We start from the raw sequence: 25,596 nt of genomic DNA on the forward strand, positions 1-25,596 counted from the left end.
CCAGTGGCACGAAGGTTGCTCAATATCCGACCTTACCGGGTGATCGAAATCCCCGCTACCCAGTCGAACGGGAGGTCTGAGCATGCCGCTGATCAAGAACCGCTACGGAAAGGGTCGCGTCCGGGTCATGCGGATTCACCGTGACGGCGACCGCCACGAGGTCAGCCAGCTCAGCATCAAGGCGATGATGGAAGGCGACTTTGCCCGCGCCTATACCCATGCCGACAATTCCACGTCGGTGGCGACAGATACGATCAAGAACATTGTCAACGTCGTCGCGCGCGAGAACACCAGCCTCTGCACCGAGGAATTCTGCCAGGTGCTGGCGAAGCGATATCTCGACACCTATCCGCAGATCGCCTCCGTCGCGATTACTGCGCATGAAACCAAATGGCGCCGCCTGAGCTACGGCGGCGAACCGCATCCGCACAGTTTTGTGCTTGATAGTAACGGCAAGCCATTCGTCGAGGTTGCCGCGGTGCGGGGCGGGCCGTCGACACTGGCCTCCGGCATCGACGGCTTTGCTTTCATGAAATCGACGCAGTCCGGCTGGGAGAATTATCCGCGGGATCGCTACACCACGCTGCCGGAGACCGCCGACCGGATGTGCGCGACCAGCATGGTCGCCTCCTGGAAATGGGCGGCAAAGCCGTCGAACTATCCGGCGGCCAATGCGAAGATCTTGGATACCGTGCTCGAAGTATTCGGCACGACCTACAGCATGAGCGTGCAGGACAGCCTGTACCGGATGGGCGAGGCGGCGCTGGCGGCGGTGCCGGAGATCTCGGAAATCAGCATGGCCTGTCCCAACATGCACTTCATCCCGATGAACCTGTCGGCCTTCGGGCTGGATAACAATAACGACGTCTTCCTGCCGACCGAGGAGCCCCATGGCCAGATTGAGTGCACGGTGGGAAGGGGCTAAAAGGCGGCCCCAGATATCGAGCAGCGCGAATGAGCGCCTCACTGGAACAGCATGAGCGAAACACTCGGCGATGAAATCGTAAGCCGCATCAATCAGCTCGGAGCGATTTCCGAGACCGGCGATCATCTGACGCGGATTTTCCTGTCGCCCGAGCATCGCGTCGCGGCCGATCTCATCTTGTCATGGATGCGGGACGCCGGCATGTCCGCCCATCTCGACGCCATCGGCAACGTCTGCGGCCGTTACGAAGGCGAGCGCCCCGGATTGCCATGCCTGATGCTGGGCTCGCATTACGACACCGTACGCGACGCCGGCAAATGGGATGGGCCGCTCGGGGTCATCACGGCGATTGCCTGCGTCGCCGATCTGAACCGGCGCGGCGCGCGGCTGCCGTTCGCGATCGAAATCGTCGGATTCGCCGACGAGGAGGGCGTGCGGTTTGCCTCCACGCTGCTCGGCAGCCGGGCCATCGCGGGAACCTTCGACGAAAGCGTGCTCAACACGCGCGACCGTGACGGCGTCTCGATGCGCGAGGCGCTTGCGCAGTTCGGCCTCGACCCTGACCATATCGGCGCGGCCGCGCGGGTGCGCCGCGAGCTGCATGCCTATGTCGAACTGCACATCGAGCAGGGGCCGGTGCTGGAACAGCAGAACATTCCCGTCGGCGTGGTGACGGCGATCGCGGGTGCGACGCGGCTCGCCGCGAACCTCTCCGGCATGGCCGGCCATGCCGGCACGGTACCGATGGCGCTGCGGCGCGATGCGCTGGCCGGCGCCGCCGAATGCATCGTCGCGATCGAGCAGTTCTGCAAGGCCGACGGCGCGGGCCTGATCGGCACGGTCGGCGCCATCACGGCATTGCCGGGCGCGACCAACGTCATTCCGGGCAAGGTGTCGTTCACCTTAGACATCCGCGCGCCGACCGACACCCACCGCAAGGGCGCTGTCGCCGAGATCGTGCGGCAGATCGAGGCGATCGCAAAGCGCCGCGAACTGTCGCTGCAGATCGACGTCACCCACGAAAACCGCACCGTACCCTGCGCGCCCTGGCTGAAAGCGCAATTGGCGGAAGCGGTTGCGGCCGAAGGTTTCGGCGCGTTTGAACTGCCGAGCGGGGCCGGGCATGACGGTATGGCGATGATCGACATCGCCGACGTCGCCATGCTGTTCGTACGCTGCCGTGGCGGCATCAGCCATAACCCGGCCGAGCATGTCGAACCCGCCGATGTCGACGCGGGGGTACGCGTGCTGCTGCGGTTCGTCGAGAATTTCCGGCCAAAGGTATAAGGGCGGGGCGACCTAATCGTAGGATGGGTAGAGCGCAGCGAAACCCATCACGTTGCTAAGAGCTGGCCAACGCAAATTCTGTGAGCGAGCCCAATCAGGACGCCGACGAAGATGATGGGTTTCGCTGCGCTCTACCCATCCTACAAGCTACGGGCCTTCCCGCTTTTGTGACAATGCGATGACATCATGAGTCATCTGACAGAAATACGAATCGACGATGTCTGGAGGACCAACCCGTGATAATCGAAACCACGGAAACCTCGTTCGTCCAGGCAGATGCACCGTCACATTTCATTTTCATCCCATCGCGAATACCGGTTTTACCAAGGCCCGATTGCCACCTGCGTCGCCAACGGTATTCAGGCTGTCAATTTTCTCGGCGACCGGTTCCTGAGAAAGTATCACTCGTCGGCCGGGATCGATGAGCTGTACAGGCGCTCGGTCGACAATGCCTTTTCCCCGCAGGAGGCTTTCCTGGTCACGGGGGCGCCGCATGCTTCCGCCTATTATCCGCGGGACTTTGCCTGGTTTTATCCTGATGTTCTCGATCCCGAGACCATCATGGATTCCGAGGATGCCGTGCGCAGGGTTCGCCTGCTCGAGAAAAGCGTCCGGCTGATGCTGGAGGCCGTCCGCGCCGATGTCGTTACCACGACCATCGTTCCCGCAGGCGGCGATCGCTACATCGGCGTCAATTACTTCGCGCTGCCGTCGGATACGCTGCTGGGCATCCTCGCCGGTCTGGAGCAGATCATCCGCGCCGACCGGAGGGTGTCTTCGTTCTTGGCGATGGCGCAGGGCGCTCATGCCGGCCGCCTGTTGCTTGCCGAATATCGCGAGGATCTGAAGAAGGCGATACTTCAACTCGCCGGTGCGCTGCAGCCGTTCGAGGACAACGGCCTCACGGCCCTGCTGTGTGATGCCGACGCACCTCGTTCCGCCGCAACGGATACCCGCGCCGAGCGCAGGCGTTTCGTCACCAATGCCTGCGTCTACGCGACCTTTGTGCGCGGCATCCGGTTGGGGGTGATCGACCAGATCGAGCTGGAAGCGCTGCTTGGGCGCGCGCTTTCCCAATATAAAAAGGAGTTGCTCGGGCTGTTCGGCAAGCATGGCCATATCAGGCATGCCCTGGATTCCAGCAGCGAGCCGGGGGCGTCTTCCGTTGCGCTCGATTTCGTCAATGTGCAGGAGGGATTTTGGGATCTCGGCGAGGCGAGCGAACGCGCGCTGTTCGCAGCCACGACGGATCTGATACTTGGCGAGCCGCGGTTTCGAATCCACGATACGTCTCACTTCCTGGTATCCGTGGATAATCCGCAGACCAAGATGATCCACAAGATTGCTGCTCCCGCCTACCAGGGGCGTTCCTGCTGGCCGACGTTTAACGTCGAATTCGCCGACCGCATGCTGGACTACGATGAACATTCCGGCACCGACACATATCGCTCCTGTGCCCGCGATATATTGCAGGACATCCGTACCGCGACCGAAACGCACGGCGGATATCAGGAGCTACTGTCGGAAAAGGGTCTCAAATACCGCACATGGGCGTATCAAAGCGCCGTCGCACACTCCTGGTTTCCGCGTTTTCTGTCGGTCTGGCGGCGGGCATTCGGAACGCCGCTGCTTAACAGGAACTAGTCAGCGGCCTTCGAGAGGTGCACCGCGGGCGAGCGCGGCCGCGGTCTCAAGCCCGACGTTTCGGACCAGCGGGTCGGCATGGCGGTGAACCAGCCACCATTCCGAGCCTTGTTTGCGGTAGACCAGCGTCACCCGCAACGACCAGTCCTGGTCGGGCAAGCCGCCGACCTCGCCGTGCTCTCGCTCGATCACTGCAAGGACGGCCAGATCGCCTGACGCATAGGATTGGACCAGTTCGACTTTGGCGTCGCCGTTCCTGAAATAGCTTGCAAGTCGTGCCAGCCGCTCGGGACTGTTGTCGAAGCCCCGACTGGCCTCACCGCCAAATGGCTGCATCAGTGTAAAGTCATCCGCGATGCGCATCAGGCTGGACCACCTGTTCATGTCGCCGCGCATGAAAGCCGAAGCCCGTGCCTCGGTCTTGCTGACCAGATCGGCAAGTTCCTGCTCCGAACTTGCCGACATCGGCTCCTGTGCGGCGCTGGCCGACAGCGGCATTGCGAGTGCGGCCTTCAGCGCCAGGCGGCTCCAGTGTTTCGATTTGAACATCTCGGTATCCTTCCGGTTGAGCCGGCGAGTTCCGGCGATGCTGCCCCAATCGCACTTCAATCATGCTGAATCCAGTGATATGATTTCAGCATTATGCTGAAGCAAATTGACCTTTCCCGGACCGATCTCAACCTGCTCGCGTTGTTCGAGATCGTCTTTCAGGAGCGGCATGTCGGCCGGTCGGCGGAGCGGCTGCATCTTTCGCCGTCCGCCATCAGCCATGGACTTGGCCGCCTGCGGACGCTGCTTGGCGACCCCTTGTTTCTCAAGACCCCGAAAGGCGTCGTTCCGACGGAGCGCGCCCTCCAGCTCGCGCCGTCAGTGGCTGAAATTCTCACGCGTGTCCGCGGAGTCGTTTCGTCGGCTGCGCCGTTTGATCCGCGATATTCGACGCGTCGCTTCGTCATTGGCGCGCCCGATGGCGTATCGTCGGTCATCCTGCCTTCGCTGCTGGAGACGTTGCATCGGACGGCGCCAGGCATCGATCTGGGCATTCGACAGCTCCTGCCGGTGCAAGGCTTCACTGCGCCTCATCTTGCATGGAAGGATGCGTTGAAGGAGCTCGAAGACCGAACGATGGATGTCGCGATCATACCCTTTGATGATATTCCGGTCCGTTTCCATAAGCAGGCGCTCTACGAGGAAGAGTTCGTCATTGCTGCGCGCAAGGGGCATTCCTTTGTGCGCAACCCGACCCTCAAACGCTACTGCGAGGCGAAGCATCTCGTCGTTTCGCATACTGGCGATGTTTCCGGATTTGTGGATGTTGAACTTGCCAAGAAAGGCTTGACGCGCCGCGTTGCCCTGACCGTGCCGAATTTCAATTTCGCAATTTCAGCGCTGACCGAAACCGAGATGGTTTCCGCGCTGCCGAGACGGTTCGTGGAGATCCATGGCCCCCGCTTCAATGTCGTGGCCGTCAAGGCGCCGCTGCCGCTTCCGCGCTTCTCGATCAATATCGTCCTTCCGAAAGTGGCGATGATGGATGCAGGCCTTGCCTGGTTGCTCCAGTTGTTGGGACGGGTGCGAACAGGAAAAGGCGAGTTGGCCGTTCGTCGATCGGGAAAACGCAGTCGCAGCATGCACAGGTAATGAGCAACTGCCCGCTCGCGGTGCGTTCGATAAAGGCGCGCCGAGATCAGCATGGACGAGCAACAGGCTGACAATACGATTGATTTTCTCCGGAGCCGTCGCGTGACGCCATTGTACACAATGGCATGCGCCTTGCTTGCCTCAACCCGAGAGTTGTCTCGTTCGGGGCGCGTACGTCATGGCGAACTCAGTAAAGCTCGCAGCGGAGCCGGAGCCGATCGAGCTCGACTGGGCGGCGACCGCGCTTCTCATCATCGACATGCAGCGCGATTTCATGGAGCCGGGCGGTTTTGGCGAGACGCTCGGCAATGACGTCAGCCAGCTTGCGCGGGCGGTAAAGCCGATCGCATCCTTGCTGGATGCGGCGCGCGGGGCCGGCATGCTGGTCATCCACACCCGCGAAGGTCATCTGCCCGATCTTTCCGACGCGCCGCCGGCCAAGGTCGAGCGCGGCGCGCCGTCGTTACGCATCGGCGATCCCGGCCCGATGGGGCGCATTCTCATTCGCGGCGAGGCCGGTCATGACATCATTCCTGAATTGTATCCGCTCGACAGCGAGATCGTGATCGACAAGCCGGGCAAGGGCGCGTTCTACGCCACCGAGCTGGGCGAGGTGCTGCAGCGCTACGGCATCGAGAACCTCTTGGTGTGCGGCGTCACCACTGAGGTTTGCGTCAACACCACCGTGCGCGAGGCCAACGACCGCGGCTATCGCTGCGTGGTGCTGGCGGACGGCTGCGCATCCTACTTTCCCGAATTTCACGAGATGGGCCTGAAGATGATCAAGGCCCAGGGCGGCATCTTCGGCTGGGTCTCCGACTCGGCCGCGGTGCTGGGAGCACTTTCACCGGAGATTCCAACAACGGCAGTAGCGGGGGCATCACGATGAGCACGACGGGGACTTCGGCACCATCCACCTTCAAGCCGGCATTGTGGACGCCGGGCGACTGGAATGCGCTGTTCGGATTCGGTACCAACATCCTCGTTAACATGCTGGTGCTGACCGGACTGTTGCGCTTCGTGCTGAAGATGCCTGACTCGATCGTGTTCGGCCGCATCCTGCCGGCGCTCGGCCTGATGATGTGCCTCTCGACCTTCTATTACGCGTATCTCGCTTACAAACTGGCGCAGAAGACCGGGCGCAACGACGTCTGTGCGCTGCCGTCCGGCGTCAGTGTGCCGCACATGTTCATTGTCACCTTCGTGATCATGCTGCCGATCACGCTCAAGACCGGCGACCCCCTCAAGGGCTGGTCGGCAGGTCTCGTCTGGGTGTTCTTCCAGAGCTTTATCCTGATGATCGGCGGCTTCATCGCGCCGTACATCCGCAAGATCACCCCGCGCGCGGCGCTGCTCGGCACGCTCGCCGGCGTCTCCGTCACCTTCATCTCGATGCGGCCGGCGCTGGAAATGTACATGACGCCGCAGATCGGGCTGATCTGCTTCGCCATCATTCTGGTGGCGTGGTTCGGCGGCGTGAAATATCCGAAGGGAATTCCAGCCGGTCTCGTTGCGATTGCGGCCGGCATGCTGATCGCCTGGGGCTCGAACCTGTTCGGCCTCGGCCTTGGCGGGTTGAGCCTGAAAGGCCTCGGTGATGCCTTTGCGAATTTCGGCTTCTCGGTGCCGCTGCCGGCCTTCGGCTACGTCTTCTCCGGCTTTGAATTCCTCGGCGTCATTCTGGTGACGGCTATACCGTTCGGCATCTACGATCTCGTCGAGGCCATGGACAATGTCGAAAGCGCGGAAGCGGCCGGCGACGAATATCCGACCACGCGCGTGCTCACCGCCGACGGCGTCGTCAGCCTGATCGGTTGCCTGATGGGCAATCCCTTCATCAACGCGGTCTATATCGGTCATCCCGGCTGGAAGGCGATGGGCGGGCGCATCGGCTATTCGGCGGCGACCGGCATTCTGGTGGTACTGCTGTCGTGGTTCGGCATCATCTCGGTCTTGCTGGCGCTGGTGCCGGTGGTCGCGATCTCGCCGATCCTGCTTTATATCGGCATGCTGATCGGCGCGCAGGCATTCCAGACCACGCCGGTCAAGCATGCGCCGGCGATCGTGCTGGCGTTGACGCCGCATCTTGCCGCGTGGGCCAAGCTGCAGATCGACACCATGCTCGCCGCGAGCATGACCGCCGCACAGACCGTCGGCGGTCTCGCCGCCGACAAGGTCGACGCCGTGAAGGCTGCGGCCATCGCCTCGCTACCGCAGCAGGGCGTGATCTATCATGGGCTGGAAGTGATGGGCGGCGGCTCGATCCTCGCCGGCCTCGTGCTCGGCGCAATCGGCGTGTTCGTCATCGAGCGCGACTTCATGAAGGCGTCAGCCTTCGCGCTCGCCGGCGCGGTCATGACCTATTTCGGCTTCATGCACGGCGAAGCCGTCGGCATCGGCGGCGGCCTCGGCGTCACGCCGGGCGTAGCGCTGGCCTATGCCGTGATGGCAGCGGGCCTGTACGCGCTGGCGAGGATGAGCCCAAGCGTGAGCTACAGTTCGCATTCGGATATGCCGGTTGCAGCACCGGCAGAGTAGGAGCCTTATCCTCTCTTGACCGCGCCCGCGGTCAACCCGGCAACGATCTGCTGCTGCGCCAGTACCGTCAGCAGCAGCACCGGAAATGTGACGATGAGGCGGCCACCGCCAGCGGCCCGGCTCAACTGGTCGAACGAGATCATGTTGTTGTGAGAGGACTATCGCGGGGGTGCAAGCCGCATAGCCCTGTTGTGCGGCATTCTGGCGAGAGCACCGACGCGGACGACCCGATGCGGACATGGGATTGACCGTTTGCGAAGCAGCCTGAACGGGTTTAGCCTCGCTCAACTACCAAGGCTTGCATCGCCGACTGCGGCGAGGAAAGACAGGCCAGCTTTCCAGGGGAGCAACGACCATGACCGAACTCTCGCGCCGCCAGCACCTCAAACAACTCGGTGCGCTGGCTGGGGCCGCCGTTACGTCCGGTCTGTCTGCCCCCGCATTCGCCGCCGAAGCCGAAATTCCTCCGCAAGGAATCGGGAAGGGCATCAAGCACATTTCCTACAGCGACATCGGCGGCCGGCCCGACAGCGTACAGGTGATGGTCAACAAGAAACACGTTTACGTCGGGCACATGTTCAGCGACGGCGTCACTATCCTGGACGCGTCGGACCCGCGCAATCTGAAGCCCACAGGCTTCTTCACCGCCGGCCAGTACACACGCACGCATCACCTGCAGGTTTCAGACGACCTGATGCTGCTTGCCAACGGCGCCAACATCGTGGCGATGCAATCCTATGACAGCATGCGGGGTTATTTTGAGAACAATCTGGCTGACAGCATCACCAACCGCAAGAAATTCCGGTCCGGCCTGTCCATCCACGACATCTCCAAGCCCAACGAAATGCGTGAAATGGCCTTCCTTGAAATGCCGGGCTTCGGGATCAACCGCCTGTGGTGGCCGGGTGGACGCTACGCTTATGTCTCGGCGCATTTCGACGGCTTCACCGATCACATCCTGTGCATCGTCGACCTGCAGAACATAGCCAAGCCGGAGATTGTCTCCAAATGGTGGCTGCCCGGCATGAACCGCGCCGCTGGCGAGCCCGATTTGCCCAAAGGCAAGCGCGTGGCCCTGCATCACATGATCACGGCGGGCAACCGCGGCTATGCGGCGTGGCGTGATGGCGGCTTCACCATCCACGACATCAGCGATCCCGTAAAGCCCACGCTGATTTCGCGCATCAACTGGTCGCCGCCATTCCCGGGTGGAACGCATACGCCTCTGCCCCTGCCCAAGCGAGGATTAGCGGTAGTGGCCGACGAGGCGAATGCCGAAAAATGTGCCAAGGGCTTGTTTCACACGTTCATTGTCGACGTCCGAGCTCCCGAAAACCCGGTGCCGATATCGACGCTACCAACACCTCGCGAGCGCGACTTCTGCACCATCGGTACGTTCGGGCCGCACAATTTGCACGAAAACCGGCCCGGTTCGTTCCAAAGCGAAGAGACGGTGTTCGCTACCTACAATACGGCGGGGGTGCGGGTGTTCGACATCAGGGATGCCTTCATGCCGAAGGAGGTTGCCTATTGGGTGCCGCCCACGCCCAGGAAGCTGGTAGATCCCAGGCCCAATGTTTCGCTGGCCGCAAAGACCTGCGACGCTTGCGTCACGGCGGAGGGGCTGATGTATGTCAGCGACTGGAATGCCGGCATGCATGTACTGGAATACGAAGGCTAAGCCAATTCCGCCCTCCGCGTCGCCTGCTACGCTTTGACAAACGCCAGCATTGTGCCGTTGCCTGCAGCCGGCGGCACGACGACGCCGCCGGCGCTGTTCACACCGGCAACACCGAGCGCCTTCTCCGCCGCCGCGACATCGGCTGCGATCACCAACCCGGCGCCGCCGCGCGCGGGCAGACCCGCCAGCGACACGCCAGGATAGCGCTTGCCGAGTTGATCCTTCGTCAGGAACACGAAATCCGCGCGGTCGCCACCCGAGGGCACCGCCACCGCGCCATCCGCCTCGTTGCGTGTCTCGCGATCGATCATCTTTGCGAGATGCGCGGCTTCCGCGGCCGGCTCGGGCGCGACCATCAGCACCTGCTTCAGGCGCCTGGCGCCATTGGCGTGCTTCATCAGTTCGGGAATCCAAACCGTCTCGCGGGTCTTGTGCTGGCAGGCGAAGATGCGCACGCCGCCCGGCGCTTCCGCTGTCGGCCACTGGAAGGTGCGGAATTTAGCCGCGGACACCGTTCCATCGGGCATCGTCACCGGCCGTTCGAAATCGGTGGGCCCAACGGGCGGATAGCCGCGCGCGCGAATTTCTTCCGCGCCTTCGGCCGAATCCACCGCCGTGAACGCGATGCGCTCGATACCTTCGCCGTTCTTTTCGAGATAGGCGCGCGCCGGAGCATTATGTTCCGTCGGCGTCAGCACGCCGAGCAATTCCATATAGTCGGGATCGAACATGATGGTGTAGTTGCCCGATCCCATATGCGCGCTGTGGGTGCCGCGCGGCGACACGGTGAAGCCGAGCCGCTTGTAGTTTTCGGCGGCCTTGTCGAGATCTTTCACCATGACCACGGCGTGATCGATTCCGATGACGTTTTTGAGTGCCACTCTTTTATTTCCCTGGCTGCGGTTAGGGGGCTAAACTAAGCAGAACGAAAAGGCCGCTGCAAGAAAGGATACCGATGAATACGCGCAACGTCCGCTGGCCCGATTCACTATGGGCGGCCGTGACGCCATCCGGGCCTGAATTGCCCGAACTGACCGGCACGCAGCAGGCGGATGTCATCGTGATCGGCGGCGGTTTTACCGGCCTTTCCACCGCGCTGCATCTGCGCGAGGCGGGCGTCGATGTCGCGATCGTCGAGGCCGCGGAGCCGGGGTGGGGCGCGTCCGGGCGCAACAACGGCCAGGTGATCCCGACGCTGTCGCGGCCCGATCCGGAGGATATTGTTGCGAAGCATGGCGAGGCCGGAGAACGTTTTGTCGGCATGCTGCGCGACAGCGCGTCCTATCTGTTCGACGTGACGAGGCGCCACAACATCGACGCCGAGGGAGAACAGGCCGGTTGGGTTCAGCCCGTGCATTCGCCCGGCCGCATCAAGATCGCCGAGCGCCGCGTCCGGCAGTGGTCGAAGTTCGGCGCGCCGGTCGAGTTGCTGTCGCGCGAGCAGACGCGCGACATGCTTGGCTCCGACGCCTGGTTCGGCGGCTTCTGGAACAGGACCGGGGGGCACATCAATCCGCTGGCGCTGGCGCGTGGTTTGGCGCGCACCGTGCTCGGCCTCGGCGTCCGTATCTACGCGCGCTCGCCGGCGGAAAGCTTCGAGCGCCGTGGCGACCGCTGGGTGGTCAAGACGGCGAAGGGTGAAATCTCCGGCCGCGCGCTTGTCGTGGCGACCAATGCCTATAGCGGCGAGTTCTCAAAGTCGCTGGTGCCTGAGATTGCCCGCGAGGTGATGCCGGTGCTGTCGTGGCAGATGGCAACGCAGCCTTTGTCCGACAATGTCCGCAAGACCATCATCCCGGGACGGCAGGCGATGTCTGATACCCATGGCGAGCTTTACTTTGCGCGTTATGACGCGCGCAACCGTCTCGTCACCGGCGGGGCGGTGATCGGCCCCGGCAACAAGGTGGAGCGGATCAAGGCGCGCGTGACCGAGCGGCTGCAGCGGCTGTGGCCGCAGATCGGCGAGGTCTCGTTCGATTATGTCTGGAACGGCTACGTCGGCATGACCACGGATTTTCTGCCGCGCATCCACAAGCTCGGCCCAAACGCGTATGGCTGGACCGGCTGCAACGGCCGCGCCGTGGCGCTGACGATGCCGCTTGGCAACGAACTGGCGAAAGCTGTCCGCGGCGTGCCGGAGAAAGAGCTGGCGTTGCCGTTCACCGAGCCGGTGCCGATCGTCGCCCATGGCGTCCTGCGCAAGCTCGCGCCGCTGATGCTGCTGGTCTACCGCCGAAGAGATGCACGCGAGATGGCGTGAAGAACGATGATCTTTCTTTAGGGCGTACTCGTAAATCCGGGATTGTCAGCTTCGAGAGTAGTGCGGACACGCGGCAGCGCTGCCGGAATGTCGCCTTGTGATCCCAAAGCCGATGTACCGGCTGTGCCCTCGGCGTGGTTGAGCATCGCCGGTAGGGTCGACCATGGTCATGACGATAAGCGGAGCGCAACCAATTATTCGTCACTGTGCGTTGGCGGCCGTTGAACTTGGTTGTACGTTCCCAACTATTCTCCTTTGGATACGATCCGTGCTGGCTATCCTCCAGGATCGGCACCAATCCGACGTTCATGCGTCCGCGCCTGTTGGAATCCGTTCAACGGCGCCTTCTGGCCACACTTCGCTCGGACCACGATGGTTACCAATCGATTCCCGGCCATGAAGAGAGAGTTATGGCATTCGTTATCTGCCGGCGGCCTTGTCCTCGGAACGCTCTTCTTCGCCGCCTCTCTCTCGCCGACGCTCTTGCCGCGGACGTTTTTGACGCAGGGCTTGCTTTCGGGATGTTCTCTGGCGGCTGGATATGGCATCGGCGTATTCGGCGTCTGGCTTTGGAATTACATGGAACTCGCGCGGCTCAACGGCCGCTTTCTGCGCGCCGCCTACCTCGCCGCCACGACCAGTTGCGCGATCGTTGCGGTCGTATCTCTCTCGCAGGCGGCAAGATGGCAGAATTCGATCCGTGAGTTGATGGAACTCGAGCCGGTCGACACGGCGCATCCACTCACGGTCAGCCTCATTGCGCTGGCAGTGTTCGCCATGTTGATCGCGCTCGCGCGGTTCTTCCGATTGACGCTCCGCTTTGTAGCGACACGGGCTAAGCGCTTTCTGCCCGCGCGGGTGTCCAATGTTGTCGGCGTCATCGCGACGGTTGCTCTATTCTGGTTGGTCATCAATGGGCTTCTCTTCCGTGCCTTTCTGCGGGTCGCAGAGGCATCCTTCCGGGAATACGACGCGCTGATCGAAGTGGAAACGGAGCCGCCGTTGGCCCCTCTGAAGACCGGCAGCCGCGCGTCTCTGCTCGCCTGGGACAAGCTGGGACGGGCGGGACGGGAGTTCATCACCTCGGGGCCGACCCGCGAAGACATCAGCGTTCTTTCGGGCAGGGCAGCGCTTTCGCCTGCGCGCGTCTATGTCGGGTTACGATCGGCGGATACGCCCGGAGCGCGCGCTAAGCTCGCACTGGAAGAATTGAAGCGCGTCGGCGGCTTCGAGCGATCCGTGCTCATCGTGGTGACGCCGACCGGCACCGGTTGGGTTGACCCGGCGGCGATCGATAGCATCGAATATCTGCACGGTGGTGACGTCGCGAGCGTTGCCCTTCAATATTCCTATCTCGCCAGTTGGCTGTACTTGCTGATGGATCCAGGTTATGGCGCTGATGTCGCACGCGCGCTGTTCAAGGAGATCTACGAATACTGGATCACGCTTCCCAAGGACCACCGGCCTAGACTTTATCTGCACGGTATCAGTCTTGGCGCGAGAAATTCCGAACAGTCGACGGACCTGATCGAGGTATTGGGCGACCCATTTGACGGCGCGCTCTGGAGCGGGCCGCCCTATTCGAGCAGGCTCTGGCGCTGGCTCACCGACCGCCGCAATCCCGGATCACCCGTGTGGCTTCCCCGCTTTCGCGATGGATCGTTTGTGCGGTTCATGAACCAGCACGGAGAGGCTGCCGAGCCCTCGGGCCCGAACGCGACGTGGGGGCCGATTCGGATCGTCTACCTCCAATACGCAAGCGACCCGGCGACCTTCTTCGACTATCGCAGCCTCTATCGCGAGCCGGAGTGGATGCTGTCGCCACGGGGGCCGGATGTGTCGCCGCAAGTGCACTGGTATCCGGTTATAACTCTCTTTCAACTGATGCTGGACATGTTCATGGCGACCGACGCACCTATCGGATTCGGCCATGTCTACGCCCCGGCGCACTACATCGAGGCGTGGAAGGAGGTGACAGACGTTCGCGATTGGTCGGCGGAGGAGATCACGCGGCTGAAGCAGCACCTCTCCAAGCCGCGTCATCGCGTAGTGCAGCGGAGGGAAGGCTAAATGTCAGCAGTCATTCATCTGTCCACCGTTGATATCCGCTTTTGAGGTGGTATGGCCGCAATATTGGTATTCATACCTTATGCTCGCGCGCGAACGCGCCGCCGGGGATAGAGTCGAGCAGGGCGCGCGTGTAAGCGTGCTGCGGATTGCCGAACACCTCGCCTGCGAGCCCATGTTCCACGACCGCCCCATCCTTCATCACGGCGACGAGGTCGCAGATTTGCGCCGCGACGCGCAGATCATGGGTGATGAAGACGATGGAAAGCCCGAGCCGCTGCCGTAATTCGGCGAGCAGCTTCAGCACCTGCGCCTGCACGGAGACATCGAGCGCCGAGACCGGCTCGTCCGCCACCAGCACGTCCGGTTTCAGCGCCAGCGCGCGGGCGAGGCCAATGCGCTGGCGCTGGCCGCCGGAGAATTCGTGCGGGTAGCGGTCGCCGGCGGAAGGGTCGAGCCCGACCAGCGCGAACAACTCCTTCGCATCCGCAATCGCCTTTGCCCGCGGCATGCCGTGTACGATCGGCCCTTGCGCCACCAGTTCGGCGGCCTTGCGGCGCGGGTTGAGGGAGGCGAACGGATCCTGGAACACCATCTGGATATGCTGGGTCTCGCGGCGAACGTCTTCGCGCGACATCTTCGCCCAGTCGTTGCCGTCGAGCACGATCGATCCCGTATCGGGATCGATCAGCCGCACGATACAGCGCGCCAGCGTCGATTTGCCGGAGCCGGATTCGCCGACGATGCCGAGCGTGGCGCCACGGGGCAGGGCGAGCGACACGTTCTTGACGGCCGGCGTTACGCGCGCGCCACGGCCTAAGAAGCCGCCGGTGCGGTAGGTCTTGGAGACGTCCGAGATCGTCAGGATATTGTCGGCCGCGAGCGCGCGCGGCGGCGGCGCCTTTAGCGGCGGAACCGCGGCGATGAGCTGCCGGGTGTAGGCATGCTGCGGATGGTGCAGCACGTCGGAAGCGGCGCCCTGTTCGACGATGACGCCATGCTGCATCACCACCACGCGGTCGGCGATCTCGGCCACCACGCCGAAATCATGGGTGATGAACATGACGGCGGTCTTGCGGCGCTGCTGCAGGTCACGGATCAGTTTTAGAATTTGCGCTTGCGTCGTGACGTCCAGCGCCGTCGTCGGTTCGTCCGCGATCAAAAGTTTCGGATCGAGCGCCAGCGCCATCGCGATCATGGCGCGCTGACGCTGGCCGCCGGAGAGCTCATGCGGATAGGCTTTCGCCGCGACCTTGGGGTCGGGAATGCGGACGTCGGCCAGCAGCGAAAGCACCCGCGTGTTGATTTCCGCCTTCGAGAGATCGGTGTGGATCGAGAACATCTCGGCGATCTGGTCACCGATGGTGCGGAGCGGGTTGAGCGCCGTCATCGGCTCCTGGAAGATCATGGCGATGCCGTCGCCGCGCACCTCGCGCATTTCCGCAATCGATGCGGCGCAGAGATCGCGGCCTTCGAACATGATCCGGCCGTTGTCGATCGTCACTTCATTGGGCAACAGCCGCATGACGGCGTTCGCCATCATCGACTTGCCGGAACCGGATTCGCCGACCACGCAGAGGATCTCGTTGGAAGCAATTTCCAGCGACACGTCCCGGAGCGCATGCGTCCGGTCAGCGCCGCCGGGCAAGCGGACGCTCAGGCGATCGAGCGAGAGGATGGTCTCGTGCTCGCTCATCGGCCCTTCAGCCTCGGATTGAGCGCATCGTTGAGGCCCTGGCCGACCAGCGACACCGCGAGCACAGTGACGAGGATGGCGATGCCGGGGATCGCCGAGACATACCACTGCACGCGCAGCACATCGCGCCCCAGGCCGATGAGATTGCCCCACGACGCCACGTTGGGATCGGACAGCCGCAGGAAGGCGAGCGCGCTCTCCAGCAGGATCGCGACCGCCATCACCACGCTGGCGTAGACGATGACTGGCGGCAGCGCATTGGGCAGGATTTCCCGGAAAATGAGCTGGATATTCTTCATGCCGAGCGTCCGGCCGGCCTGGACGAATTCGCGGTTGCGCAGCGACAGGAACTCGGCGCGGGTCAGCCGCGCCGGCGCCGGCCACGACACCACGCCGACCGCGATGGTGACGGTGGTCAGCGTCGAGCCGAAGACGGCGACCAGCACCAGCAACAGCACGAAGTTCGGCAGAGTCTGGAATGCTTCGGTGATCCGCATCAGTACATTGTCGACCCAGCCGCCGTAATAGCCGGCGAAGGCGCCGACGAGAATGCCGATCAGGATCGCAATCGCCGTGGCGACGCCGCCGATCAGGAGCGATATCCGCGCGCCGTAGAAAATCTGCGCGGCGATGTCGCGGCCGGAATTGTCGGTGCCGAGCAGGAAGCGCGGGTTGGAGAACGGCCAGACCAGCGGACGTCCCGCCAGCGCCAGCGGATCGCGCGGATAGAACCAGCCGGCGGAAATCGCCATGGCAATCACGATCAACAGCAGGATCAGGCCGGCAACCGCGGCAGGACTTCGGAAATAGCGCTTGACGGCGTCCATCGCGCTAGGCCTCGGCCGTGATGCGGGGATCGAGCCGCGCATAGATGAGATCGACGACGAAGTTCACTGATATGACGAGCAGCGCTGAGACGAACACGATACCGAGCAGCGTATTGAGATCGCGCTGCACCACCGATTCATAGGCCAGCCGCCCGAGGCCCGGCAGCGAGAACACGCTTTCCACCACCACCGATCCGCCCAGCATGGTGCCGGCCTGCAGCCCGATCAGCGTCACCATCGGGAGCAGTGCGTTGCGCAGCACGTGCCGCGTCACCACGCGCGTCTCGTCGAGGCCTTTGGCCCGCGCGGTCCGAACGTAGTCGAGGTTCAGCACCTCCAGCATCGAGGCGCGCATGATGCGCAGATAGATCGCCAGGAAGATCAGCCCAAGCGTCAGCGTCGGCAGCACCAGATGGCTGGCGATATCGAACACGCGCCAGATGCCGGTCCGCATCGTCCCGATATCCTCGAAACCGCCGGGCGGCAGCCATTGCAGGTAGACCGAGAACACCACGATCGCCATCAGCCCGAACCAGAACGAAGGCGTCGCATAGAAGACCAGGCCGAGCGTCGAGATCAGCGTGTCCGGCCAGCGATTGACGCCGCGGGCTGCGATGACGCCGAACACCAGTCCGAAGAAGAAGGCGAACGACAGCGAGGCGGTCATCAGGAGAATCGTCGGCGGCAGCCGTTCCAGAATGACCGACGCCACCGGCTTGCCGTAGATCGAGGAAAAGCCGAGGTCGAGCCGCACCAGCCGCCACAGATAATTGCCGAGCTGCGCCGGGATCGAGAGGTCGAGCCCGTAGAATTTTCGCAGTTCCTTGGCGGTCGCGGCATCGCCGCCACCCATCTGCGCCATCATGGCGTCGACGGTGTCGCCCGGCGCGAACTGCAGCAGCAGGAACACGCCGATCAGGATTAGGACAAGGGTCGGGATCGAGGCGGCGAGCCGCCGCCCCGCAAGGCTCAGGATACGCATGCGCCTATTCTGGCGGATATAGTGTCAGGCCGAAAGCCAAAGATCGTGCCAGCTCGCCGAGCCCCAGCGCGGGGTATTGGAGTGGTTGCGCGCCTTTGCCGTGATCGTGGTGAGGAAAATCTGCTCGATCGGCATCCAGACCGGCAGCTCCGTATTCACCTCCTTGACGAACTGGGCATAGAGCGCCTTGCGCTTGGCCGGATCGACTTCGGTCGCGGCATCGTCGATGGTCTTGTCGACGTTCTTGTCTTCCCAGCCCCACTGGTTGGTCCAGGGCGCGCCCTTGGGCTGGCCGGAACGGTACCAGACCGTGGTCGAGACCGCGGGATCGTTGCGGTACTGGTGCCAGCCGGTGGCGATGTCGAAGGCGTGCTCGTCATAGACCTGCTTGAGGAAGCCGCCGCCATCGTTGCGCACGATATCGACGGGAATGCCGATCTCGCCCAGCGATTGCTGGATGAAGGTCGACCACAGCGAGATATCCTCGCCCCACGGCGCCGGAAGCAGTTTGAGCGAAAACCGCGTGCCGCCGGTGCCCGGCTTGAAGCCGGCCTCGTTGAGCAGCGCGATGGCCTTGGCCTTGTCGTAAGCGTATTGCGGCGTGTTCGGCCCCGGATAGAAGTCGGTCGAGGTCGAGGGGATCGGGCCGGTGCCGAGCTTGGCGAAATCGCCAAGAAAATTCTCGATGAAGAACGGCACGTTGATCGCATGCGCGATGGCGCGGCGTACGCGGATGTCGGACAGTTCCTTGCGGCGGAAGTTAAATTCCAGCGTATTGGTCCGCGCGTTGCCTTCATTGCCCTTGGTCGAGACGATGAAGCGCTTGTCCTTGCCGAGGCGGGCGAGATCGGAGAGCGTCAGGCTCGAGAATGGCGCGTAGTGAAGTTCGCCGGCTTCCATTTGCGCCGATGCCGCGGCGCGATCGGTGATCACCTTCCAGACGATGCGATCGAGATAGGGCGCGTTGGGCCGCCAGTAATTCTCGTTGCGGTCGGCGATGATGTATTGCCCGCGCTCATATTTGACGAACTTGAACGGGCCGGTGCCGACAGGCGCGAGGTTGGTCGGGTTCTGCCTGATATCGCCGTTCTCATAGAGATGCTTGGCCGAGACATAGCCGAGGTCGGGTAGCGCCCGGAGCAACAGGTTCAGCGGCATCGGCCGCTCGTATTTGAAGATCGCGGTGTGCGCGTCCGGCGTCTCGACCGCAGTCAGGAAGAGCTGCAGCGTCGATCCGTAATTGAGGATCTTCTTCCACATATTCATCGCGGTGAATTCGACGTCAGCCGAGGTGAACGGCTTGCCGTCGTGCCAGGTGACGCCCTGGCGCAGCTTGAAGGTCACGGTCTTGCCGTCCGGGGTCCCCTCCCAGCTCTCGGCGAGCACGCCGACCGGCTGGCCGTTGGCATCGAGATCGACGAGGTTCTCCTGGATCTTGCCGCCGATGATGTAGACGCCGGTGGAAGCCTGGATGCTCGGATTGAGCTGGCGCTGCTCGGCGGCGTAATGGACGTTGAACACGCCGCCCTTGCGCGGGGTTTCCTGCGCGAAGGCCCGCATCGGATTGATGACGTTGGCCGCGATGGCCGCCGACGTCAGCAGTGCGGTGCGGCGATTGATCTCAAGGCGCGTCAAATCCATGCGAAGTCTCCGAACACATATTGGTGGCGAACCGTTCATGCGTCCGCCTTGGGGGGCGATTTTACGATGGAACGCCAACGCGAGTCATTTTCAAATCAACGCGCGGGGCGGAAAATCCTTCCTGAAAACAACGTACTTGCCGGTCAATCAATCCGCACATTTTGCCCTTGCAGACGGCAAATCACGGCTCGCTCCGATAGAGGCGGAGACTGGCGCGCAGCCCGGGATTGTCCGGAAATGGGGCATCGGGGCGTGCGGAATCCCCATAAAAATAGGCTTCGGAGGGCTTCTGATGTTAAAAAACCCGGAAAAATTGGACGAATCACTGCAACTCGACTAGCGAGATAGTTGTGCAGAATGTCGGAAACCCTGTTTTTTAGGCGTTTTTCGCCATATCGTCGCCTGTGCCAGAATCAATGGAGCAACCATGGCTACCCAAATGTCTAAGTCGCAGCTGATCGAGAAGATCGCGACCACCACCGAACTTTCGAAGAAAGAGGTCAAGAACGTGATGGACACGCTCGTTGACGTCGGTCACAAGGAGCTCAAGAAGAACGGGCTATTCCTCGTTCCTGGCTTCGCGAAGTTCGTCGTGGTCAAGAAGCCGGCGACCAAGGCTCGTAAGGGCACCAACCCCTTCACGGGCGAGGAAATGATGTTCAAGGCCAAGCCGGCCCGCAAGATTGTCCGGGCCCGCCCGGTCAAGGCTGCCAAGGACGCGGTCTAAGAAAAGCGAGAAGGCCCCTGGCGACGGGGGCCTTTTTGTTTTCTCCCACCTTGCCCCGCTCTTGCGGGGAGAGGTCGCCGTGTCTTCGCGGCAGGTGAGGGGGCTATCCGTGAGTCCAAACTCTAACGGAGATAGCCCCTCACCCCGACGCTCCAAGAGCGGGCTTCGCTCGTCTCGCCCCCGCAAGAGCGGGGCGAGGCAGAAGTTGACGCTGCCACTTTGATCTCAGTCACACCACCGGCGACCGGCCGCCATCGACATTGATGGCGGTACCGGTGATGAACGATCCCTGCTCGGATGCGAGGAAGCAGGCGAGGTTCGCAAATTCCTCCGCCGTGCCGATGCGCCCCAAAGGGGTGCCCTTGGCGAGGTTCTTGGCAAACACATCGAAGTCCGTGTCCGGCGCCTGCGCCGCGTGCCGTTTCACCCATTGATCGCTCATGATCAGGCCGACCAGCATGGCGTTCACCAGAATGTTGTGCTCGCCGCCTTCGCTCGCCATCACCTTGGTCAGCGCCATGCCGGCCGCCCGCGATACCGAGGTGGGGGCCGAGGACGCTGCCGGCGCCTTGGCGAAGGTATTGAGCACATTGATGATGCGGCCCCATTTGCGCGCCTTCATGCCCGGCCAGACCAGCCGGCTGAAGCGGATCGCGGCAAATAGTTTGAGATCGAGGTCTTCCTGCCAGGCGTCGTCGGAGATGTTCTCGAACGCCATCGTCCGTGCCGTGCCCGCGTTGTTGATCAGGATGTCGACCGGGCCGAGATCGGCGACGATCTTCTCATGCGCCTTGGCAATGTCCGATGCCTTCGCGACGTCGCAGACATAGTCGCGCACCGCGAGACCTTCCTTGGCGAGCAATTCCCGCGCCGCGGTGAGGTCGGCTGCGCCGCGCGCGAGGATCGCCACTTTGGCGCCCGAGGCGGCAAATTGCCTGGCGACGGCGAGGCCAATTCCCTTGCTGCCGCCAGTGACGACGGCGACGCGATCTTTCATCGTGACTTGCATGGTGCTCTCCCGATCGCGGTCTTTGATGCCGCCGGCTGGCCGATGCGGATGATCGGCCGATCGTGCCATCATGGTTCCGCGGGCCGGCATGATCAAGTGGCCTGCGGGTGAGGCAGCTTCGCGTCTCGCGCATTGAAGATCCGGATCACGCTGATTGACGACGGCTTCGCCGCGGATGAGCAGGGTCGGCGGAAAACAGTATTGTAACGCGCCGCTCGCGGTCGATGACGCCCCCGTGAATGCCGAAAATACTATCCGGTTCGGAAGGCACTTTAGATAAAGATTTTTCCTGTTTGCCGCCGCCGGGAAAGGCATCGTTGCTATTTTCGTCGCGGACTTGTGGGTACCTGCGGCCGATCCAAGATCAAACAGAACAACAATGGAGTCCAGGAGAACACCATGGGCCTGCAGCAAGCCAAACTCGAATCGCTTCCCTTCGTTACCGCCGAACTGAACTATCTCGCGCCTGTAGCGGGAAAGCCGCGCACCTACGCTTTCGATCCGCCGCCGGGCGAACCAAAATCCACCGCGCTGCCCGAACCCCACAACGTTCCGATCTTCGATGCGCGCCTGATCGCCGCCAACCTCTCGCTGGACCGCGAAGGCTTTTCGCTGGTCCGCCATCCCACCATCGTCAAGGATTTCTACGACGATAAGGAAGTGAGGAACGTCTACTATCCCGCTGTGGAAGCCTTCCTGAAGGCGACGCTGAAGGCGGATCGCGTCTTCATTTTCGATCACACCGTGCGCAAGCGCGTTGAGGGCGCGGCTGACATCAGGGGCGCCGGTCCGCGTCAGCCTGCCACGTGCGTCCATGTCGACCAGACCGACAAATCAGGCGCCAATCGCGTTCGCGAACATCTGCCCGCTGAGGCCGAGGAGCTTCTGAAGGGACGCGTGCAGGTCATCAATGTCTGGCGACCGATCCGCGGGCCGCTGCGCGATGCGCCGCTCGCGATGTGCGACGGCCAGACCGTCGAGCCGGGCGACCTCGTCGCCTCCGATCTGATCTATCCGAACCGCAGCGGCGAAACCTATTCGGTGAAATACAACCCGAACCATCGCTGGTACTACATTCCGGAAATGCGGGCCGACGAGGCGCTGCTATTGAAGTGCTACGATTCCGCAACCGACGGCCGCACCCGGTTCGGGCCGCACACCGCCTTCATCGATCCGACCACGCCTGCCGATGCGGCGCCGCGCGAGAGCATCGAGCTGCGGACGCTGGTGTTCCACAGGAACTGAGCCGGATTCGCGTTCCCGCGATATTGGTGATACCTCGCCCCAAACAGCTTTGGGGCGAGACAGCTCATGGACGGCAAGGCCGATAGCGCGGATGGCAACTTCCGCGCCCTGATTTTTGCGCTGCTGGCGCTGGCCTGCGGCCACATGCTGTCGACGCTGCTGCGGACCATTCCGGCCATCAGCCTCGACGTGATGGCGGCCGACTTCCGCACGCCGCCGCAGACGCTGGCGAGCCTCACCTCGATCTATCATTTCGCCTTCGCCGCCTCGCAGATCCCGGTCGGCGCCGCGATGGACCGTTTTGGCGTCCGCCCGGTCGCCTTGAGCCTGCTCGTGGGAACCATCATCGGTGCGCTGGCTTCGGGACTGGCGACGGGGCCGGAGAGCTTTCTGGTTGGCCAGTTCCTGCTCGGCGTCGCCACCTCAGGCATGCTGATGTGCCCGATGACGCTGGCGGCGAAGCAGATGTCGGCGGCGCGCTTCGGCCTGTGGTCCGGCATCATCCTGTCGATCGGCAATATCGGCATGCTGTTGTCGGCGAGCCCGCTCGCCTTCGTCGTCGAGCATTTTGGCTGGCGGATGGGCTTCTGGATCTCCGCCGGCTTCGGCGCGTTGGTCGCGATTGCAGTGTTCCTGCTGGTGCCGAAGCAACCAGCCGAGCATGCCGATGATTCCTCGCCGCTCTCGCAGATGGCCGAGGTGCTGCGTATCGGGCTGTCACGACCGCTTCGCGGCTTGATCGCGCTGGGGCTGGTTTCCCTGGCGGCCTCGCTGGTGCTGCGCGGATTGTGGGGCGGCCCGTGGCTGATGGAGATCAAGGCGCTCAGCCGCATCGAGGCCGGCAATGCGCTCGGCCTGTTCACGCTGGCGCTGATCGTCGGGCCGGTGCTGATGGGGATTGTCGATCGCAGCATCGGCCATCGCCGCGAAGTGCTGGCTGCCACGCATGCCTTTGTCGCCCTGATGCTTGCGTTCATGTCGGCGGGGGCGCCGCATTATCCGTTGTCGGATCTGTTCGGGGTGACCGCGATGCCGCCGCGGTTTGACGGCCTGCTGCTGGTGCTGATCGGTATAGCCATATCGGCGCAACCGCTGCTGTTCGGCATGACACGGCAATTGGCGGGGGCGCAGAACGCGGGCAAGGCGCTCTCCGGCATGAACCTCGCGTTCTTCCTCGGCGCCGCGCTGATGCAATCGGCGACCGGCGTCGTGGCCACGCTGTTCGGCCTTCCTGCAGTGCTGCTATTCATGGCCGCGACCTTGATCATCGGGACGATTGTGTTTTTGATGTACACCTAGTCGGCCTTCATTGATCGGTACCAATATCAGCCCATGCTAAAGGAATTCGGTCGCGAGATATGGATCGCGGATGGACCTGACGTGTCAGTGTTCGGATTTCATTATCCAACGCGAATGGCCGTCATGAGACTATCGAGCGGAGACCTCTTCATCTGGTCGCCGATACAACTGTCGGAGAGCTTTCGAGCGGTAGTGGATGCCCTCGGTCGCGTACGGCACATTGTTGCTCCCAATTCTCTGCATCATCTGTTTCTTCCGGAGTGGAAGCGGGCCTATCCCGAAGCCAGCCTCTACGCGCCGCCAGGACTACGTGAGAAGCGCGGGGACATCGACTTTGATGCCGACCTCGGAAATGCGTCGAGCCCGGATTGGGCTGATGACATCGACCAGGTCCTGATGCAGGGCAACCGCATCACCACCGAGGTGGTATTCTTTCACATCAAGAGCGGCACCGTGCTCTTCACCGATCTGATCCAGCAGATTCCCGCCAATCGCCTCTCGGGATGGCGGGCAGTCGTGGCGAGACTGGACCTCATGATGGGCCCCGAGCCGTCGGTGCCCCGCAAGTTTCGTCTCGCCTTTACCAACCGCAGCGGCGCACGCGACTCTCTGAAACGCATTTTTGCCTGGCCCGCCGAAAAGGTGCTGATGGCTCATGGGACGCCTGTGGAGGAGGATGCCCGGGCATTCCTGCGCCGCGCCTTTGGGTGGCTGAGCAAGTGATGCCGCTGAATAAGACTCGCCAAGGCAGAGCGACAATTCGTATGCTGCAATGAAAAGAAAAACCGGATGGAAGCACGCATGTACCCGGATCCGAACTCGTCATCGCAGAAAATGTACGATCGGGCGCTGGCGAGCCTGCCCGGAGGCAATACCCGCACCACCGTGTTCATGAAGCCCTATCCGATCTATGCCGCGCGCGGCGAGGGCTGCCGGGTCTGGGATCTCGACGGCAACGTCTATATCGACTGCATCAACAATTTCACCTCGCAGATTCATGGCCACGCCCATCCCGCATTGATCAAGGCGGCGACCGCGCAACTGGCGCTTGGCTCTGCGTTCGGCCTGCCGACCGCGTCCGAGGTCGATCTCGCTGAACTCCTGGCGTCGCGCCTGCCGTCCGTCGATCAGGTGCGGTTCGCCAATTCCGGCACCGAGGCCGTGATGATGGCGCTGAAGGCGGCGCGTGCGCATACCGGCCGTCCCAAGATCGCCAAATGCGAAGGCGCCTATCACGGCTCCTATGATTATGCCGAGGTGAGCCTCGATCCGACACCGGAGGCCTGGGGCCGCAACGCGCCGGTCTCGGTTGCCTATGCCAAGGGCACGCCCGACAATGTGCTGGCCGATGTCGTCACCATTCCCTTCAACGATACCGAAGCTGCGGTTAGCCTGATCCGCGAGCACGGGCGCGAACTCGCCTGCGTGCTGGTCGATCCCATGCCCAACCGCGCCGGTCTCGCGCCGGCGGATCGGGCCTATCTGGAAGCGCTGCGCAAGGTGACGCGCGAAGTCGGTGCGCTCTTGATCTTCGACGAGGTCATCACGTTCCGCCTCGGTTATCGCGGCGCGCAGGGAATCTGGAATATCGATCCCGATCTCACCACGCTCGGAAAAATCATCGGCGGCGGCTTTCCCGTCGGCGCGATCGGCGGCCGCAGGGATGTCATGGCGGTGTTCGATCCGCGCCCGGGCAAGCCGGCGCTGCCGCATGGCGGCACGTTCTCCGCCAATCCGGTGACGATGCGGGCCGGGATCGCCGCGATGGAGCTGCTTGACGATGCCGCCTTTGCGCGGCTCGATACGATGGGCGAGGCGGTTCGCTCCGGCATCAACGAAGCGTTTCGTCGCCACGGCGTGCCCGGCGGCACGGTCGGGCTTGGCTCGCTCCTGAAGATACACTTCGCCGATCGCCTGGTCCGCGACTATCGCTCGGCCTATCTGAGCGAAGAGGAAGCCCGCCGGCAGACGGTGTTTTCGCGCGCACTGCTCAATCGCGGCGTGCTGGCGGCGGGCAACGGATTGATGGCGCTATCGACCCCGATGACCGATGCCGATATTCATGCGATTATCGACGCGGCATCGGGTGCGCTCGAGGAAGTCGCAGGCACGCCCTGACCAGCATAA

Annotated in this window: 22 protein-coding genes and 1 pseudogene; 15 read left to right on the top strand and 8 right to left on the bottom strand. The window is 62.7% G+C overall.

The genetic code is table 11. The annotated features are described in order from the left end of the window. Positions 1-82 precede the first annotated feature (82 nt). The 3 genes from pucL (at position 83) to CQ14_RS18400 (ending at position 3,856) form a co-directional block, all read left to right on the top strand. On the top strand, positions 83-925 hold the full coding sequence (gene pucL, locus CQ14_RS18390; RefSeq protein ID WP_057859249.1) for a factor-independent urate hydroxylase: 843 nt from the start codon (positions 83-85) through the stop codon (positions 923-925). Between the two features lie 51 nt (positions 926-976). Next, positions 977-2,212, top strand: a complete 1,236-nt coding sequence (locus tag CQ14_RS18395) for an allantoate amidohydrolase (protein ID WP_057859250.1) — start codon at positions 977-979, stop codon at positions 2,210-2,212. A gap of 276 nt (positions 2,213-2,488) precedes the next feature. Next, entirely contained in the window at positions 2,489-3,856 is a 1,368-nt protein-coding gene (locus CQ14_RS18400) for a hypothetical protein (protein WP_057859251.1), read from the top strand. On the opposite strand, the gene CQ14_RS18405 is transcribed toward CQ14_RS18400, so the two are convergent. After that, the gene (locus tag CQ14_RS18405; protein ID WP_057859408.1) at positions 3,857-4,405 is read right to left on the bottom strand and encodes a YybH family protein; all 549 of its coding nucleotides are present in this window, start codon (positions 4,403-4,405) and stop codon (positions 3,857-3,859) included. Between the two features lie 93 nt (positions 4,406-4,498). On the opposite strand from CQ14_RS18405, the gene CQ14_RS18410 reads away from it, so the two are divergent. From CQ14_RS18410 to CQ14_RS18420, 3 genes are all read left to right on the top strand, one after another. Then, positions 4,499-5,497 carry a LysR family transcriptional regulator gene (locus CQ14_RS18410; RefSeq protein WP_057859252.1) on the top strand — a complete coding sequence of 333 codons (999 nt, stop codon included), beginning with the start codon at positions 4,499-4,501 and terminating at the stop codon, positions 5,495-5,497. 178 nt (positions 5,498-5,675) lie between these two features. Beyond that, complete coding sequence (locus CQ14_RS18415; RefSeq protein ID WP_057859253.1) at positions 5,676-6,386, top strand: cysteine hydrolase family protein; 711 nt, start codon at positions 5,676-5,678, stop codon at positions 6,384-6,386. Further along, positions 6,383-8,035 (top strand): hypothetical protein, encoded by a 1,653-nt coding sequence (locus tag CQ14_RS18420; protein ID WP_057859254.1) that lies wholly within the window; start codon positions 6,383-6,385, stop codon positions 8,033-8,035. The genes CQ14_RS18415 and CQ14_RS18420 overlap by 4 nt, the downstream gene beginning before the upstream one ends. 5 nt (positions 8,036-8,040) lie before the next feature. Here the strand turns inward: CQ14_RS18420 and CQ14_RS43685 are convergent. Further along, positions 8,041-8,181 (bottom strand): annotated as a pseudogene (locus tag CQ14_RS43685) (carbohydrate ABC transporter permease); the annotation flags it as partial. Positions 8,182-8,390: 209 nt separating this feature from the next. Between CQ14_RS43685 and CQ14_RS18425 the strand changes: the two are divergent. Next, the gene (locus CQ14_RS18425; protein ID WP_057859255.1) at positions 8,391-9,716 is read left to right on the top strand and encodes an LVIVD repeat-containing protein; all 1,326 of its coding nucleotides are present in this window, start codon (positions 8,391-8,393) and stop codon (positions 9,714-9,716) included. Positions 9,717-9,742: 26 nt separating this feature from the next. On the opposite strand, the gene CQ14_RS18430 is transcribed toward CQ14_RS18425, so the two are convergent. Beyond that, positions 9,743-10,597, bottom strand: coding sequence for a VOC family protein (locus tag CQ14_RS18430; RefSeq protein WP_057859256.1), 855 nt, complete (start codon positions 10,595-10,597; stop codon positions 9,743-9,745). Between the two features lie 74 nt (positions 10,598-10,671). Here CQ14_RS18430 and CQ14_RS18435 point away from each other — a divergent pair, with 74 nt between their 5' ends. Together CQ14_RS18435 and CQ14_RS18440 are read left to right on the top strand one after the other, a co-directional pair. Continuing rightward, on the top strand, positions 10,672-11,976 hold the full coding sequence (locus CQ14_RS18435; RefSeq protein ID WP_057859257.1) for an NAD(P)/FAD-dependent oxidoreductase: 1,305 nt from the start codon (positions 10,672-10,674) through the stop codon (positions 11,974-11,976). Positions 11,977-12,372: 396 nt separating this feature from the next. Further along, positions 12,373-14,046, top strand: coding sequence for an alpha/beta hydrolase (locus CQ14_RS18440; protein WP_057859258.1), 1,674 nt, complete (start codon positions 12,373-12,375; stop codon positions 14,044-14,046). Positions 14,047-14,116: 70 nt separating this feature from the next. On the opposite strand, the gene CQ14_RS18445 is transcribed toward CQ14_RS18440, so the two are convergent. Genes CQ14_RS18445 through CQ14_RS18460 form a run of 4 tightly spaced genes read right to left on the bottom strand, consistent with a single transcriptional unit; the run spans position 14,117 to position 19,189 of the window. Then, positions 14,117-15,739 (bottom strand): ABC transporter ATP-binding protein, encoded by a 1,623-nt coding sequence (locus CQ14_RS18445; protein ID WP_057859259.1) that lies wholly within the window; start codon positions 15,737-15,739, stop codon positions 14,117-14,119. After that, a complete protein-coding gene (locus CQ14_RS18450; RefSeq protein WP_057859260.1) occupies positions 15,736-16,566 on the bottom strand; it encodes an ABC transporter permease in 831 nt (276 codons plus the stop codon). Before CQ14_RS18450 ends, CQ14_RS18445 begins: the two co-directional genes overlap by 4 nt. A 4-nt stretch (positions 16,567-16,570) precedes the next feature. After that, entirely contained in the window at positions 16,571-17,548 is a 978-nt protein-coding gene (locus CQ14_RS18455) for an ABC transporter permease (protein WP_057859261.1), read from the bottom strand. Between the two features lie 24 nt (positions 17,549-17,572). After that, positions 17,573-19,189, bottom strand: a complete 1,617-nt coding sequence (locus tag CQ14_RS18460; protein WP_057859262.1) for an ABC transporter substrate-binding protein — start codon at positions 19,187-19,189, stop codon at positions 17,573-17,575. A 37-nt stretch (positions 19,190-19,226) separates the two neighbouring features. On the opposite strand from CQ14_RS18460, the gene CQ14_RS43690 reads away from it, so the two are divergent. Beyond that, on the top strand, positions 19,227-19,529 hold the full coding sequence (locus tag CQ14_RS43690) for a hypothetical protein (RefSeq protein WP_156435129.1): 303 nt from the start codon (positions 19,227-19,229) through the stop codon (positions 19,527-19,529). A gap of 87 nt (positions 19,530-19,616) precedes the next feature. After that, positions 19,617-19,916, top strand: a complete 300-nt coding sequence (locus CQ14_RS18465) for an HU family DNA-binding protein (protein ID WP_028347431.1) — start codon at positions 19,617-19,619, stop codon at positions 19,914-19,916. Positions 19,917-20,145: 229 nt separating this feature from the next. On the opposite strand, the gene CQ14_RS18470 is transcribed toward CQ14_RS18465, so the two are convergent. Further along, positions 20,146-20,925, bottom strand: coding sequence for an SDR family oxidoreductase (locus CQ14_RS18470; protein ID WP_057859409.1), 780 nt, complete (start codon positions 20,923-20,925; stop codon positions 20,146-20,148). Between the two features lie 399 nt (positions 20,926-21,324). On the opposite strand from CQ14_RS18470, the gene CQ14_RS18475 reads away from it, so the two are divergent. From CQ14_RS18475 to CQ14_RS18490, 4 genes are all read left to right on the top strand, one after another. Next, the gene (locus CQ14_RS18475) at positions 21,325-22,170 is read left to right on the top strand and encodes a CmcJ/NvfI family oxidoreductase (protein ID WP_057859410.1); all 846 of its coding nucleotides are present in this window, start codon (positions 21,325-21,327) and stop codon (positions 22,168-22,170) included. A gap of 66 nt (positions 22,171-22,236) precedes the next feature. Next, entirely contained in the window at positions 22,237-23,469 is a 1,233-nt protein-coding gene (locus CQ14_RS18480; protein ID WP_057859263.1) for an MFS transporter, read from the top strand. 33 nt (positions 23,470-23,502) lie between these two features. Continuing rightward, positions 23,503-24,192 carry a DUF4336 domain-containing protein gene (locus CQ14_RS18485; protein ID WP_057859264.1) on the top strand — a complete coding sequence of 230 codons (690 nt, stop codon included), beginning with the start codon at positions 23,503-23,505 and terminating at the stop codon, positions 24,190-24,192. A 78-nt stretch (positions 24,193-24,270) separates the two neighbouring features. After that, complete coding sequence (locus CQ14_RS18490) at positions 24,271-25,587, top strand: aspartate aminotransferase family protein (protein WP_057859411.1); 1,317 nt, start codon at positions 24,271-24,273, stop codon at positions 25,585-25,587. The last annotated feature ends 9 nt before the right edge of the window (positions 25,588-25,596 follow it).

It is taken from the genome of Bradyrhizobium lablabi (assembly GCF_001440475.1).
GTDB classification, from domain to species: Bacteria; Pseudomonadota; Alphaproteobacteria; order Rhizobiales; family Xanthobacteraceae; genus Bradyrhizobium; species Bradyrhizobium lablabi.

What these genes read in the sequence shown, in the direction of transcription:
- pucL (WP_057859249.1), top strand. Translation starts at nt 83, where the DNA reads ATGCCGCTGATCAAGAACCGCTACGGAAAGGGTCGCGTCCGGGTCATG.
- CQ14_RS18395 (WP_057859250.1), top strand. Translation starts at nt 977, where the DNA reads ATGAGCGAAACACTCGGCGATGAAATCGTAAGCCGCATCAATCAGCTC.
- CQ14_RS18400 (WP_057859251.1), top strand. Translation starts at nt 2,489, where the DNA reads ATGCACCGTCACATTTCATTTTCATCCCATCGCGAATACCGGTTTTAC.
- CQ14_RS18405 (WP_057859408.1), bottom strand. Translation starts at nt 4,405, where the DNA reads ATGTTCAAATCGAAACACTGGAGCCGCCTGGCGCTGAAGGCCGCACTC.
- CQ14_RS18410 (WP_057859252.1), top strand. Translation starts at nt 4,499, where the DNA reads ATGCTGAAGCAAATTGACCTTTCCCGGACCGATCTCAACCTGCTCGCG.
- CQ14_RS18415 (WP_057859253.1), top strand. Translation starts at nt 5,676, where the DNA reads ATGGCGAACTCAGTAAAGCTCGCAGCGGAGCCGGAGCCGATCGAGCTC.
- CQ14_RS18420 (WP_057859254.1), top strand. Translation starts at nt 6,383, where the DNA reads ATGAGCACGACGGGGACTTCGGCACCATCCACCTTCAAGCCGGCATTG.
- CQ14_RS18425 (WP_057859255.1), top strand. Translation starts at nt 8,391, where the DNA reads ATGACCGAACTCTCGCGCCGCCAGCACCTCAAACAACTCGGTGCGCTG.
- CQ14_RS18435 (WP_057859257.1), top strand. Translation starts at nt 10,672, where the DNA reads ATGAATACGCGCAACGTCCGCTGGCCCGATTCACTATGGGCGGCCGTG.
- CQ14_RS18440 (WP_057859258.1), top strand. Translation starts at nt 12,373, where the DNA reads ATGAAGAGAGAGTTATGGCATTCGTTATCTGCCGGCGGCCTTGTCCTC.
- CQ14_RS18445 (WP_057859259.1), bottom strand. Translation starts at nt 15,739, where the DNA reads ATGAGCGAGCACGAGACCATCCTCTCGCTCGATCGCCTGAGCGTCCGC.
- CQ14_RS18450 (WP_057859260.1), bottom strand. Translation starts at nt 16,566, where the DNA reads ATGGACGCCGTCAAGCGCTATTTCCGAAGTCCTGCCGCGGTTGCCGGC.
- CQ14_RS18455 (WP_057859261.1), bottom strand. Translation starts at nt 17,548, where the DNA reads ATGCGTATCCTGAGCCTTGCGGGGCGGCGGCTCGCCGCCTCGATCCCG.
- CQ14_RS18460 (WP_057859262.1), bottom strand. Translation starts at nt 19,189, where the DNA reads ATGGATTTGACGCGCCTTGAGATCAATCGCCGCACCGCACTGCTGACG.
- CQ14_RS43690 (WP_156435129.1), top strand. Translation starts at nt 19,227, where the DNA reads ATGCGTCCGCCTTGGGGGGCGATTTTACGATGGAACGCCAACGCGAGT.
- CQ14_RS18465 (WP_028347431.1), top strand. Translation starts at nt 19,617, where the DNA reads ATGGCTACCCAAATGTCTAAGTCGCAGCTGATCGAGAAGATCGCGACC.
- CQ14_RS18470 (WP_057859409.1), bottom strand. Translation starts at nt 20,925, where the DNA reads ATGCAAGTCACGATGAAAGATCGCGTCGCCGTCGTCACTGGCGGCAGC.
- CQ14_RS18475 (WP_057859410.1), top strand. Translation starts at nt 21,325, where the DNA reads ATGGGCCTGCAGCAAGCCAAACTCGAATCGCTTCCCTTCGTTACCGCC.
- CQ14_RS18480 (WP_057859263.1), top strand. Translation starts at nt 22,237, where the DNA reads ATGGACGGCAAGGCCGATAGCGCGGATGGCAACTTCCGCGCCCTGATT.
- CQ14_RS18485 (WP_057859264.1), top strand. Translation starts at nt 23,503, where the DNA reads ATGCTAAAGGAATTCGGTCGCGAGATATGGATCGCGGATGGACCTGAC.
- CQ14_RS18490 (WP_057859411.1), top strand. Translation starts at nt 24,271, where the DNA reads ATGTACCCGGATCCGAACTCGTCATCGCAGAAAATGTACGATCGGGCG.